The following is a 12,844-nucleotide window of genomic DNA, read 5'->3' on the forward strand; positions in this document are numbered from 1 at the left end:
GGCTTCAAGGCCATGCGTCCCAGTGGCGGCTTTCTTGCCCATCTCGGCCAGGCTTCAAGGCCATGCGTCCCAGTGGCGGCTTTCTTGCCCATCTCGGCCAGCTCTACGTGGACAGCGGGCAGCGCGCGGTGGGCGTGCGCATCGGCAAGCATCACCTCAACCCGCTCGGCATCCCGCATGGCGGCATGCTGGCCACGCTGGCCGATACCGCCATCGGCATGATGATGCTGATGGAGGGCGAGCGCATGCCGCCCGCCGTGACCGTCAATCTCAGCCTGGACTATTTCGATGCCGCCCGCCTCGGCGAGTGGATCGAGGCGCATGTCGAGTTCGACAAGATGGGTTCGCGGCTGCGCTTCGGCCATTGCCGCGTGATGGCCGGCGAGCGCTGCCTGCTGCGCGCCACGGCCATTTTCTCGGTGCTGGCGCTCCGCACCTGAAGAGCGGCAACCGGCGCTGGCGCGATCGCCGGCACCGCGCAATCGTCGCTTCCGACGACGCCGGGCGCCCGGCTGCTGCGCCAGAATCCGCAACAGGTTAGCGAGGCTTGCCGTGCCATTCCCGGCGCGCGGCCACCACGGGCGGAACCGCCTGCAACGATAAGAGGAGAACACATGGCAGAGGCATACATCGTAGCGGCCGCGCGGACCGCGGGCGGGCGCAAGGGCGGCAAGCTGGCGGGCTGGCATCCGGCCGATCTCGCCGCGCAGGTACTGAACGCGCTGGTGGAACGCAGCGGCGCGGACCCGGCGCTGATCGACGACGTGATCATGGGCTGCGTGGGGCAGGCCGGCGAACAGGCTGGCAATGTGGCGCGCAATGCCGTGCTGGCCTCGCGCCTGCCGGAAAGCGTGCCCGGCACCTCGGTCGACCGCCAGTGCGGCTCGTCGCAACAAGCCCTGCACTTCGCCGCGCAGGCGGTGATGTCGGGCACCATGGACATCGTCATCGCCGCCGGCGTGGAAAGCATGACGCGCGTGCCGATGGGCCTGCCGTCCACGCTGCCGTTCAAGAACGGCTTTGGCAGTTCGATGAGCCCGGCCATGCAGGAGCGCTATCCCGGCGTGAAGTTCAGCCAGTTCACCGGCGCCGAGATGATGTCGCGCAAGTACGGCCTCACGCGCGACGATCTCGACCGCTACGCGCTGGAAAGCCATCGCCGTGCCATCGCCGCTACGCAGGCGGGGCGCTTCAAGGACGAAATCGTGCCGGTGGCGGTGCGCGCCGCTGATGGCAGCAGCAATGGCGAGTTGCACACGGTGGATGAAGRCATCCGCTTTGAAGCGAGCCTGGAGTCCATCTCCAGCGTCAAGCTGATCGAGGAAGGCGGCACCGTTACCGCCGCCAGCGCCAGCCAGATCTGCGATGGCGCGGCCGGGCTGATGGTGGTCAGCGAAGCGGGGCTGAAGAAGCTGGGCGTCAAGCCGCTGGCACGCATTCACCATATGTCGGTGCTGGGCCATGATCCTGTGATCATGCTGGAAGCGCCGTTGCCGGCTACGTTGCGGGCGCTGGAGAAGGCCGGCATGAAGATCGGTGATATCGATCTGTTCGAGATCAATGAGGCGTTTGCGCCGGTGCCGCTGGCGTGGCTGCGGACCACGGGTGCGGATCCGGCGCGGATGAATGTGAATGGCGGGGCGATTGCGTTGGGGCATCCGCTTGGGGGGTCGGGGGCGAAGCTGATGACTACGCTTGTGCATGCGCTGCATGCGCAGGGTAAGCGGTATGGGTTGCAGACGATGTGTGAGGGTGGTGGGATGGCTAATGTGACTATTGTTGAGCGGCTGTAGGTTGTTGGCTGTTGGGTTGCCTTCGCTGCTTCTTTTTGCGGCGTTGGTTGTTGCACCCAAGAGCGTACGACATCCCCCTGCGGGGGACGCCGGTCACTCTTCTTTGCTTCGGCAAAGAAGACTAACGAGAAGAAAGCCGACCCTGCCGGGGGCAGAGCAATCGCGGGTGCGCAGGGTGCTGGTTTCGTCGTATGGCCAGCGGTTCTGCTGGCATCTGCCGTACCGGCTTGCAGGGTATCGCAATGGCCTGACCCATGGGTTTCGTGGTGGGGCCCCCGACCTCGTATGCGGTGCCCATTCCCCCATCTGCCGTTCGCGGTGCGAGGGGCTGCGCCGTTTCGGGTGTGGCTGGTTTCGTGGTTTTGTCTCACAGGGCAAGCGCCTGATGGCAGCACCCCCTCGCGAACCGGGCCACGATGCCCACCACGATACCAAGGGAGTTGATAGCAAGGAGCTGTCAGCGCCGGTACGGCAGGGCCTCAAATGGCCGGGCGCTCGCCGCCAGAGACAAAACCACGAAACCAGCGGGGCTGGCAGGATCGCGACCTTTGGCCTCGCGAACGGCAGATGGGGGAGTGGGCACCGCGCACGAGGTCAGGGGCCCCACCATGAAACCCATGGGTCAGGCCATTGCGATGCCCTTCAAGCCGGTAGAACACGCTAGCCAACACTCAGGGCCGTACGACGCAAYCACCGGCCCACATAAGCCTGATTGCTCTGCCCCCGGCAGGGTCGGCTTTCTTCTCGTTAGTCTTCTTTGCCGAGGCAAAGAAGAGTGACCGGCGTCCCCCGCAGGGGGATGTCGTACGCTGTTGGGTGCAACAACCAACGCCGCAAAAAGAAACAGCGAAGGCCCACATCGCCGCCTGATCATTCGTGGTATGCACCACGGCCAGGTCCGCGAGGGCCGCGCTCGCCTGTCACCGCGCGCGCCCTCCGAGACAAAACCACGAAACCGGCAAGGCTGGCAGGATCGCGACCTTTGGCCTCGCGAACGGCAGATGCGGGAATGGGCACCGCATACGAGGTCAGGGGCCTCACCACGAAAACCATGGGTCAGGCCATTGCGCTGCCCTTCAAGCCGGTAGAACACACTAGCCAACACTCAGGGCCGTACGACGCAACCACCGGCCCCACATAAGCCTGATTGCTCTGCCCCCGGCAGGGTCGTGCTTTCTTCTCGTTAGTCTTCTTTGCCGAGGCAAAGAAGAGTGACCGGCGTCCCCCGCAGGGGGATGTCGTACGCTGTTGGGTGCAACAACCAACGCCGCTCAAAAAACACCACCCCCAACAGCAAACCACCCCACCCACCCCTCAAGCAAACGTAATGGCATCCCGCCGATCAACCCGATCCAAATGCGGCAAACCATTAAAACTCAGCAACCGCAGCATCCCACGCCCAGAAATAATCTCGCAAAAAGCCGTATTCCGAAACTGCAGATTCAACTCAATCGCAGTCTGCGCCGGCGCACCCAGCAAATCCGCGGTAGCCCGCCCGATAGCCCCGCCAGAACTAACAACCAACACCGCATCCTCTCGCGAAGCCCCGTCCGTCGCATGCAACAAACCATCGCGAATCCGCCGCCCAAACTCAGCCCACGACTCCGGCATGCCCGCCAGCTGATCCATCGTCCACGCCTGATACGCCGCGCGAAACGTCCGCCAGTAGTCGTTGTAATCCGTATTCTGATGGGTCCGATGATCCGCCCCACCGGTATGGCTGCGATACAGCGCTTCGCCATCGTATTCGTTAAGTCCGGGGTGGGTTTCGATGCCCGTGGTGACCGCGCCCCGGTCCGTCTGGACCGGCACATCGCCAGCCCCCATGCCGGCCAGGATCTCCATCGCCGTGTCCTGCTGGCGCACCAGCGAACCGGCCACCACTCGCTTGAACGAGATACCGCGCTCGCGGAAATACTCGCCCAGCCAGCGGGCTTGCTGCCGTCCGGTGTCGGAGAGGCAGTCGTAGTTGGCGGCGCCGAATGAGGCCTGACCGTGCCGTACCAGGAAGAGCGTTGCCATGCGTGATGTCGGCGCCGGAAGGCACCGCCGGAAGCGGTAATGCGGGAATCGGCACGCGGCGCGGTGGCGCCGCGCGAGAAGCAGGCATTGTATGGGCGCGGGGCATGGCGGCCAAGGGAAGCACCGGCGGATTCATAGCGGCCATTTCCGCGCTGCATTATCCCGCCGCCGGCCGGCGTTAATCCAGCGTCACCCCGGTATCGGCGGTCAGCTTGAGCACCCCCGGCAGGTAGGCCTTGTAGGCGCTCACGGCCTCGGCGGGCAGGTTGCCGATCGGCTCGGCGCCCATGTCCTCGATACGCTGGCTGATCTCCGGCGATTTCACCAGCGCGCTTACCTCGCGGCCCAGGCGCTCGACGATATCGTTCGGCGTGCGCGAGGGCGCCAGCAGCGTGATGGGGCCGACCAGCTTGTACGGCTCGTCGGGGTAGCCGGCCTCGGCAAAGGTCGGCACGTCAGGCAGCGCCTTGGCGCGCCGGCTGCCGGTGACGGCCAGCGGGCGCAGCTTGCCGCTGGCGAAGTGCTGCTTCAGCGACGTCACCGAGCCGACCGTCACATTGACCTGGCCCGCCAGCAGGTCCGTCACCATGGGACCCTCGCCGCGATAGGGCACGTGCAGGATATCGATGCCGTAGGTCTTGTCCAGGTAGGCCTGGATGGTGTGCGGCTGGGTGCCGGGTCCCCACGAGCCCATGCGCAGCTTGCCGGGTTCCTTCCTGGCATAGGCGATCAGCTCGGCCACCGTCTTCACCGGCAGCGCGCCGTTGACGGCCAGCACCGTGCGCGCCGTCGCCACGTCGGATACCTGCCGCAGGTCGGTGCGCGGATCGTAGGGCAGCTTCTTGTAAAGGGCCAGGTTGGCGGTGATGGGGCCGGGGATCGTCAGCAGCAGCGTGTAGCCATCGGGTGCGGACTTGGCTACATAGTCGGTGCCGATGATGCCGCCGGCGCCGCCTTTGTTCACTACCACCACGGTCTGACCCAGCCGCTTGCCCAGGCCTTCCGCCAGCGTGCGCGAGAGCGTGTCGGTCAGGCCGCCGGCGGGGTAGGGCACGATCAGGTGCAGGGGTTTGTTGGGGTAGCCGGCCTGGGCTTGCGCGGCCAGCGGCAGCAGTGCCGCGCACGCGCACGCGAGCAGGGCAGCAGCTTTCCCGCAGAACGGGCTGCGTAATGTCATGGTTTGTCTCCTCGGGTTTTTATTGGATCCGGCGCGCGCTCCGCGCGAGTGCGCGCGCCGTGGAAGTCTTTCAGGCGGGAGTCATGGGCGGGGCGGCATGCCAGCTGAGCGTTGTGGCGTCAGCCGGGCATTGCCAGGTAGCCGGCCACGAGCCGGGTCATTTCGCCAGGGAGGCGCTCGTCGTCGAGCGGCAGCGGGCCGGCATCGTTGAGGATGGCATTGACCACGATGCTGAACACGGCCTGCATGGCAAAGCGCACACGCAGTTCGGCCTGCTCGGGCGGCATCGGCAGGCGCGGCACCAGCAGGGCCACCATGCGCTCCACCACCGCCTGGCCGCTTTCCCGGTGCGGCAGCCATTCCTCCGGACGGATCGAGGCATGCTTGAGCGAAGCCTTGATCACACCGCGATTGGCGTGGCAGCCCAGCACCACGTAACGCATGATTTTTTCGAGCATGACGTCGGTGGACACTTCCTCCCAGCGCTCCACGCGCAGGTAACGCGACACGGATTCTCCGGTTTCCCGCATCACCAGCGTACGCAGCGACTCGAAGAACGCTTGCTTGTCGCGGAAGCGGCCGTAGAAGGCGCCCACGGAGACTTCGCAGGCGGAGGCGATCTGCGCCACGGAAACCGCCGTGAAATCCCGCTGTGCCAGCAACTCGCGGCCCGCATCGAGCAGTGCTTGTTCCGTCTCGCGGGCACGCCGCTGGCGCGGCGGCTGCAGGATCGAAGGGGTGGCTACGGTGGGGAACGCGGATGTCCCCTTGGAGGGCTTGGCGGGGGACGCTGCAGAGGACGAGATAGGCATGGCAAATTCCGTATGAGAATTCGGATTCGGTTTTGTGAACCATATGGTTACCACTGCGTTTCGTCAAGAGCAGGACTATATTTCCAATATATGGAAATCAATTCCGATCTTTGACACAGAAAAAAACCGCACCCACACTACAGTGCAAGGAGACAAGATGAACACGCCGGTCGAACAATTCATTGCCGAGCGCAGGAAAGACGACCCCTCTTTCGGCGGGCTGCTGGCCAAGGGGTTTGCCCTGCTGCGCTGCTTCATCGACGAGCCGCGGCCGCTGGGCAACGGCGAACTATCCGAACGCCTGCAACTGCCCCGCGCCACGGTGTCGCGCATCTGCCGCACCTTGTTCGAACTGGGCTACCTGGACTGGGACCCCAAACTGGACAAGTACTTCGTCGGCGCCCAGGTGCTGGCGCTGGGCTACCCCTACCTGGCCGGCCTGCAGGTGCGCCATGTGGCGCGACCGCTGATGCAGGCGCTGGCGGACCGCATCGAGGGCGCGGTGTCGATGGGCGTGGCGCACCGGCTCGACGTGACCTACCTGCTGACCTGCACGCATAACGAGGGCACGCCCGCACGCCCTGGCGTGGGCGCGGTGCGCTCGGTGCTGAGCACCGGCATGGGCCGCGCCTTCCTGAGCACCTTGTCCAAGGCGGAATTCGAAACCCTGATGCAAGCCGCGCAGCGCGAGCGTCCCGAGGAATACGCGGCCTGCTACGACACTGTTTGCCACAACGTAGCCCATTACCCCAAGCGCGGCTTCGCCATCAACTTAGGCGACGCGGGCAGCGGCGTGCATGGCGTTGGCGTGTATTCGCGCATCGTCTACCTGAACCGCCCGCTGCTGTTCAACTGCGCCGTTGCGGCGTCGCAATTGCGGCGCGGCATGCTGGAGAAAAAAATCGCGCCGATGCTGATGGAGATGACGCGTTCGATCGAATCGGTGACCGGGCTGCGGCAATAGCCGCGCCGCGCGCCAGACGACACACAGGCAGCGCCGGTACAGGCGTCCATCCTGAATCAAGCCTTCAAGGCAACCCGGAGACTAAGCCATGCCCGATCTAGATTCCCTGCTGAAACCGCGTTCGGTCGCGGTCATCGGCGCGTCCACGCAGCCCGACAAAGTGGGCGGCATGCCCATCCGCCTGCTGCGCGAGCTTGGCTATGCCGGGCGCATCTATCCCGTGCACCCCAGCGCCGGCGAGATCCAGGGCTTGCCCGCGTACCCGTCGATGGCCGCCATCGGCGAGCCCGTCGACCTTGCCATCGTGGCCGTGCCGGCCGTGGCGACGGAGTCTGTGATGGCGCAACTGGCGCAGAACGGTACGCGCGCCGCGATCTTCTTTACCTCGGGCTTTGCCGAAGTGGGCGAGGAAGGCCAGGCCATGCAGCTCGCGCTGGCCGACAGCGCGCGCCGGCACCGCGTGGCACTGCTGGGCCCCAATTGCCTGGGCGCGATGAACCTGCGCGCGCGCCTGTTCGCCACCTTCTCGCCGATCCCGCTGACCGGCGCGCCGCCGGTGGGGGATGTGGGCCTGGTCAGCCAGAGCGGCGCGTTCGGCGCCTATGCCTTCGCGCTGGCGCGCGAGGCCGGGCTGGGGCTGAGCCACTGGGTGACCACCGGCAACGAGGCCGGGCTGCAAGTGGCCGACGTGATCGAATGGATGGCGCAGGACGACGACACGCGCGTGATCCTGGCCTATATGGAAGGCTGCCGCGACGGCCACCGTCTGCGCCAGGCGCTGGCCGCCGCCCGCGCCGCCGGCAAGCCGGTGGTGATCACCAAGGTGGGCACCACCGAGGCCGGCGCGCGCTCGGCGCAATCGCACACGGCCAGCCTGGCCGGCGAGGATGCGGTCTACCAGGCCGTGTTCGACGAATACGGCGTGCACCGCGCCCATACGCTGGAAGATTTCTTCCGGCTCGGCTACACCTTGTCGCGCGGGCGGCGGCCGGCGCGCTGGAGCAGCCCGGGCGGCCTGGTCGCGGACGCCGTGACGCCGGTGGCCATCCTCACGGTGTCTGGCGGAGTCGGCATCATGATGGCCGATCGCGCCGAGGAACTCGGCATGCCGATGCCACCCATGCCGGAGGCGGCCGCGCAGGCGCTGCGCAAGAGCATTCCCTTTGCCAGCACCGCCAATCCGATCGATGTCACGGGCCAGGTGGTAGCCCAGCCCGCCGTGCTGCTCGATGCGATGGCCGGCGTGGCTACCTGCGGCGAGTACGGCTGCGTGGTGGCTTTCCTGGCCGGCGGCGCCAACGCACCGCGCCTGTGGGAAGAACTCCAGCGCACCATCGGCGTGCTGCACGAGGACCAGCGCGCCGCGCCGCTGCTGCTGTCCGGCGTGGTCGACGACGACAAGCGCGCCTGGCTGGAAGCGCACGGCTGCCTGGTGTTTCGCGAGCCGGCCCACGCCATCGAGGCCGTGGCCGCGCTGGCCCGCGCGGCGGCGTTGGAGGCGGCGGCCGCAAGCCCGTCGGCCACCGAGCGTGTTGTGTCAATGGCTCCGCTGTTGCGCGATGTGCCGGAAGACGCCAGCGCACTGTCCGAGTTCGAATCCATGCGCCTGCTGGCGGACGCCGGCGTGCCGGTGGCGCCGCACGGCCTGGCCCGCAATGCCGACGAGGCCGTGGCCCTGGCGCAGCGCGTCGGCTACCCGGTCGTTGTGAAGCTGTGCTCGGCGCAGGTGCTGCACAAGAGCGACGTGGGCGGCGTGGCCCTCAACCTGACGGACGCCGGCGCCGTGCGCCAGGCCTTTGCGCAGATGCAGGCGGCACTGGCCCGGGCCGATGCCACCTTGCCCTTCGAGGGCGTGCTGGTGGCGCGCATGGTGCGCGGCTGGGGCGAGCTGATGGTGGGCGTGCGGCGCGATCCGGTGTTCGGGCTGGTGGTGCTGGCCGGCATCGGCGGCACCGCCGTGGAGATTTTCCGGCAGATGGCCTTCGGCCTCGCACCGCTGTCGCCGGAGCGCGCGCTTGCCATGCTGGAGCAAAGCCGCGCGGCGGTGCTGTTCGCGGGCCATCGCGGCAACCCTGTGCTGCCGCTGGCGCAGGCTGCCGGCTTGCTGGGGCGGGTATCGCAGTTGGCCGCCGCGCTCGGGCCCCGGCTCGATACGCTGGAAATCAATCCTTTCATCGTCGGCGCCGAAGGGCCGGTCGCGGCGGATGCCGTGATCACCTTGCTGCCGGCTGGCGCACCGGCGTGAGCGAGATGGCGTAGCAAGGCAACGTACCGCCACCGCGCAACCACAGACCGGCACAGACCGGGCGCGCGGATGGGCTCGGACAAAAACAGGAGACAACCATCATGCATTTGCAAGCAGCAAGGGCCGCATGCGCGCCGGCGTCCAGCATTCCCCGCACCATCGGCGCCTGCGCCATGCTGATCGCGTTCACCGCCGCACCGGCGCATGCGGCGCCAGCGGAATCCGGCAAATTCCCCGACCGGCCGATCCGCCTCGTCGTGCCTTTCCCGCCAGGCGGCGGCACCGACGTGATCGGGCGGCTGGTGGCCGCCAGGCTTTCGACCGCGCTGGGCGGCACCGTGCTGGTGGAGAACGTGGCGGGCGCCACGGGCACCATCGGCTCCGCGCAGGTCGCGCGCGCCGCACCGGACGGCTACACGCTATTGCTGGGCATCTCCGCCACGCATGCGATCGCGCCGGCGATCTTCCCCCGGCTGCCCTACGATCCCGTGCGCGATTTCGTGCCGGTGGGGCGCCTCGCCTACGGCGGCAATGTGCTGGTGGCGGGCCCGGCCTTCACGGGCAAGGACCTGCCGGCGCTGATCGCGCAGGCCAGGCGTCCCGGCGCGGACCTGGCCTATGGCTCCTGGGGACCCGGCTCTGGCGGCCACCTGGCCGGCGAGAGCCTGAACGTGAGCAGCGGCATCCATCTGCGCCATATCCCGTACAAGGGTGTCAGCCCGATGCTGACCGACGTGATGGGCGGCACGCTGCCGGTGGCCATGTCCGACCTGGCCGGCACCTTGCCGCTGATCCGCAGCGGCAAGGTCAGGGCGCTGGCGGTCACCGGATCGGAGCGCTCGGTGGCGCTGCCCGACGTGCCGACCTTCGCCGAGTCCGGCGTGCCGTTCCGCATCGATAGCTGGTTCGCGCTGTTCGCGCCGGCCCGCACGCCGGCGGCCATCGTCGACCGGCTGGAGCACGCCGTCGACGCCATCATGGCCGAGCCCGCCATGCAGGCGCAGGCCGCAACGCTGGGCATGCGCTTCACCCAGCAGCCGCGCGCCGCCTTTGCCGCGCAAATGCAGCAAGACATCCGCGCCTGGGCCGCCCTCGTCAAGACGAGCGGTGCCGCGCTCGAATAACATCGTCAGGAGCCAAACGCATGAACATGAATCCGCCCCTCGCCCCGGCAACCCACGCCAGCCCGCAGCAGGCCCTCGTCGCCGGCGCGGCCTTTCCGCTCGCGATCTATGGCTACGCGCTGATCGAAACGCTGCGTACCTGCCGCCTGCAGACCTCGGTCGACGCGGCCACGGGCTACGGCCGCGCGCCGATGAATGCCCTGTCGGCCAGCGAGCGCCAGTGGACGCACGAGGACCGCGACATCGTCACCCCGGCCAACGACCTGCTGTACTTCTGCGGGTGGATCAACCTGGCCGAGGGCCCGGTGACGCTGCGCATTCCGCCGCTGCCCGACGCGGGGCGCTACTACGTGATCGAGCTGCTCGACGTCCACACCAACAACTTCGAGAACCTGGGCCCGCGTAACGTCGCTGCCGAAGGCGGCGAGATCGAGCTGACCGGCCCGGGCGAGCAGGCCAGCGGCAAGCACGCGGTGCAATGCCCCAGCTCGCTGGTCTGGCTGCTCGGCCGCGTGCTGGTGCAGGGGCCGCAGGACCTGCCGGCGGCGCGTGCTTTCGAGCAGGGCTTCGCGCTCACCCGCACGCCGGGCGCCGCGCGCCCGCGCTGCGTGGCGCAATGGCGCGACAGCGGCCGGCCCGCGCTGGACTTCTTCCACAACCTTTTCAATGCGCTGCGCGAGTTTCCGCCGGCGGCGGAGGAACTCGGACTGCTGACCCTGCTGCGCAAAGCGGGCATCCGGCTGGAAGACGAGACCGACCTGGCGGCATTGCGCCCGGCCGTGGTGGCCGGGCTGGAGAGCGCCTACGCGCAGGCCATGGCGGTGATCGAGGCGCATACGCGCAGCCAGGGCCGCAAGAGCTGGGGCTACAGCCTGAAGCTCGGCATGTACGGCGACGACTGGCTGCAGCGCGCCTGCACCGCGATGAAGGGGCTCGGCGCCCTGCGTGCCGACGAGGCGATCTACGCCATGGCCGATTTCGACGCCGATGGCCAGCCGCTCGATGGCCGTCACCGCTACGAACTGCGCTTCGCACCCGGCATGGTGCCGCCCGCGCAGGCATTCTGGTCGGTATCGCTGTATGGCGAGGACCGCTATTTCAGCGCCAACGAGATCGGGCGCTACGCGGTGGGGGATCGCACGCCGGGCCTGCGCATGGAGGCGGACGGCAGCCTGGTGCTTCCCATCTCGCATGCGCGCCCRCTGCAGGAGGACAACTGGCTGCCCGCGCCCGCGGGGCCGTTCTACCTGATCCTGCGGCTCTACCATCCGGCCCGGTCGTTCCTGGACGGCCAGTACACCATCCCGGCCGTGCGCCGCATCGACTGATAGGAGCCTGCAATGGAAGCCACCATGACCCGTACCGGAACCGCCACTCCCGCCCATGATGCGGTGCGCTACACGCTGCCACTCTACGAGATGGCGCGCATGCGTGCCGCCACCTGTCCGCGCCGCAACAGCGCGGGTGCCTTCGCCGCGCCGCAGCCCGATGCCACGGTGCGCTGGATCAATCATTTCATCCACACCCGCCAGTTGCTCGGCCCGCAGCATCGCCAGGTGGTCACGCCCAACAACGACACGCTTTACAGCAACGCCTGGCTCGACCTGTCGCAAGGGCCGCTGCTGCTGGACGTGCCCGACAGCGCAGGGCGCTACTACGTGCTCGGACTGCTCGACTTCTATACCAACCCCTTCGGCTACATCGGCACCCGCACCACCGGCAACGGGCGCGGGCGCTTCCTGCTGCATGGTCCGCGCTGGCACGGCGACGTGCCGGCGGGTGCCACCGCAATCGCCTGCCCGACCGACGCGGTCTGGCTGCTCGGCCGCGTGCTGGTGGACGGCGAGGCCGACCTGCCGGCCGTGCACGCGCTGCAGGACCAGTTTCGCCTGAGCACGCTCGAAGGCGCGCCCGCCGCGCGGCCCTTCGATGTCGGCATGCAGCCGGGCGAGCACCTGGGCGATCCGCGTCGCTACGCTGAAGTGGTCAACCAGGCGTTGCGCGAGAGTCCGCCGCCGGCGGCCGAAGCCGCGCTGGTGGCAGGCTTCGCGCAGTCCGGCATCGGCGCGGATTGCGGCGGGTCCGCGCCTGGCGACGCCGTGCTGGCGCGTTTGGGCACCGCGATCAAGGAGGTGCTCGCCGAACTGGCGGCGCCGCTGCCCTCCGAGCTTGGCGGTGGCTGGACCCTGCCGGTGGAAATCCGCGAATCGTTCGGCGCGCGCTTTGCCGAGCGCGCGCTGGTAGCGCGCAACTATATTGGCGCGCTTGGCGTGGAAGAGGCGATGTACGTCATGGCCGATCGCGACAGCGAGGGCGCACCGCTGGATGGCCGCGCCGGCTACGAACTGGCCTTTGCCGCGGATGCGCTGCCACAGGTAGGCGCGTTCTGGTCGCTCACCATGTACGACAAGACCGACTGCATGCTGGTGGACAACGCGCTCGGACGCTACTCGCTGGGCGACCGCTCGCCGAGCCTGCGCTACGACGCCGACGGCAGCCTGCGGCTGCGCCTGTCGGCGTCGCCGCCGGCCGATCCCGCAGCCGAGGGCAACTGGCTGCCGGCGCCCGCGGGCCCGTTCTACGTGACGCTGCGGCTGTACGTGCCGCAGCCCGYGCATCTCGACAAGACCTTCGTCTATCCGCCAATCCGTCCGCTGGCTGGCGCGGGTTCGGCCGGGGAGCCATCATGAAGCCGGATCCGCAAAGG

At 68.0% G+C, this 12,844-nt stretch carries 10 protein-coding genes; 7 read left to right on the forward strand and 3 right to left on the reverse strand.

Annotation, left to right across the window (positions count from 1 at the left end):
• On the forward strand, window positions 1–440 hold a 440-nt coding region (locus AC1DKD_RS11255), incomplete at its 5' end, for a PaaI family thioesterase (protein WP_477143286.1).
• A gap of 174 nt (window positions 441–614) precedes the next feature.
• The gene (locus AC1DKD_RS11260; protein WP_477143287.1) at window positions 615–1,793 is read left to right on the forward strand and encodes an acetyl-CoA C-acetyltransferase; all 1,179 of its coding nucleotides are present in this window, start codon (window positions 615–617) and stop codon (window positions 1,791–1,793) included.
• A gap of 1,314 nt (window positions 1,794–3,107) precedes the next feature.
• Here AC1DKD_RS11260 and AC1DKD_RS11265 read toward each other — a convergent pair.
• The 3 genes from AC1DKD_RS11265 to AC1DKD_RS11275 all read right to left on the reverse strand — a co-directional run bounded on the left by AC1DKD_RS11265 (window position 3,108) and on the right by AC1DKD_RS11275 (window position 5,804).
• Complete coding sequence (locus tag AC1DKD_RS11265; RefSeq protein WP_441633271.1) at window positions 3,108–3,815, reverse strand: histidine phosphatase family protein; 708 nt, start codon at window positions 3,813–3,815, stop codon at window positions 3,108–3,110.
• Window positions 3,816–3,993: 178 nt separating this feature from the next.
• Window positions 3,994–4,992 carry a Bug family tripartite tricarboxylate transporter substrate binding protein gene (locus AC1DKD_RS11270; protein WP_477111157.1) on the reverse strand — a complete coding sequence of 333 codons (999 nt, stop codon included), beginning with the start codon at window positions 4,990–4,992 and terminating at the stop codon, window positions 3,994–3,996.
• 119 nt (window positions 4,993–5,111) lie between these two features.
• Window positions 5,112–5,804: a TetR/AcrR family transcriptional regulator gene (locus tag AC1DKD_RS11275; protein WP_441633275.1), complete on the reverse strand. Its 693-nt coding sequence runs from the start codon at window positions 5,802–5,804 to the stop codon at window positions 5,112–5,114.
• A gap of 157 nt (window positions 5,805–5,961) precedes the next feature.
• On the opposite strand from AC1DKD_RS11275, the gene AC1DKD_RS11280 reads away from it, so the two are divergent.
• From AC1DKD_RS11280 to AC1DKD_RS11300, 5 genes are all read left to right on the forward strand, one after another.
• Window positions 5,962–6,768 carry an IclR family transcriptional regulator gene (locus AC1DKD_RS11280; RefSeq protein WP_441633277.1) on the forward strand — a complete coding sequence of 269 codons (807 nt, stop codon included), beginning with the start codon at window positions 5,962–5,964 and terminating at the stop codon, window positions 6,766–6,768.
• Between the two features lie 88 nt (window positions 6,769–6,856).
• A complete protein-coding gene (locus tag AC1DKD_RS11285; protein WP_477143288.1) occupies window positions 6,857–9,013 on the forward strand; it encodes an acetate--CoA ligase family protein in 2,157 nt (718 codons plus the stop codon).
• A 101-nt stretch (window positions 9,014–9,114) separates the two neighbouring features.
• Window positions 9,115–10,137 (forward strand): Bug family tripartite tricarboxylate transporter substrate binding protein, encoded by a 1,023-nt coding sequence (locus tag AC1DKD_RS11290; RefSeq protein WP_441633281.1) that lies wholly within the window; start codon window positions 9,115–9,117, stop codon window positions 10,135–10,137.
• A 26-nt stretch (window positions 10,138–10,163) separates the two neighbouring features.
• Window positions 10,164–11,465, forward strand: coding sequence for a DUF1254 domain-containing protein (locus tag AC1DKD_RS11295; protein WP_477111159.1), 1,302 nt, complete (start codon window positions 10,164–10,166; stop codon window positions 11,463–11,465).
• Between the two features lie 12 nt (window positions 11,466–11,477).
• Complete coding sequence (locus AC1DKD_RS11300; protein ID WP_477143289.1) at window positions 11,478–12,827, forward strand: DUF1254 domain-containing protein; 1,350 nt, start codon at window positions 11,478–11,480, stop codon at window positions 12,825–12,827.
• Window positions 12,828–12,844: the final 17 nt, after the last annotated feature.

Source organism: Cupriavidus sp. 05T313 (assembly GCF_056396665.1).

Bases quoted from the DNA above. Each gene is read 5' to 3' on its own strand.
- AC1DKD_RS11280 (WP_441633277.1), top strand. From the start codon at position 5,962: ATGAACACGCCGGTCGAACAATTCATTGCCGAGCGCAGGAAAGACGAC.
- AC1DKD_RS11275 (WP_441633275.1), bottom strand. From the start codon at position 5,804: ATGCCTATCTCGTCCTCTGCAGCGTCCCCCGCCAAGCCCTCCAAGGGG.
- AC1DKD_RS11290 (WP_441633281.1), top strand. From the start codon at position 9,115: ATGCATTTGCAAGCAGCAAGGGCCGCATGCGCGCCGGCGTCCAGCATT.
- AC1DKD_RS11265 (WP_441633271.1), bottom strand. From the start codon at position 3,815: ATGGCAACGCTCTTCCTGGTACGGCACGGTCAGGCCTCATTCGGCGCC.
- AC1DKD_RS11285 (WP_477143288.1), top strand. From the start codon at position 6,857: ATGCCCGATCTAGATTCCCTGCTGAAACCGCGTTCGGTCGCGGTCATC.
- AC1DKD_RS11270 (WP_477111157.1), bottom strand. From the start codon at position 4,992: ATGACATTACGCAGCCCGTTCTGCGGGAAAGCTGCTGCCCTGCTCGCG.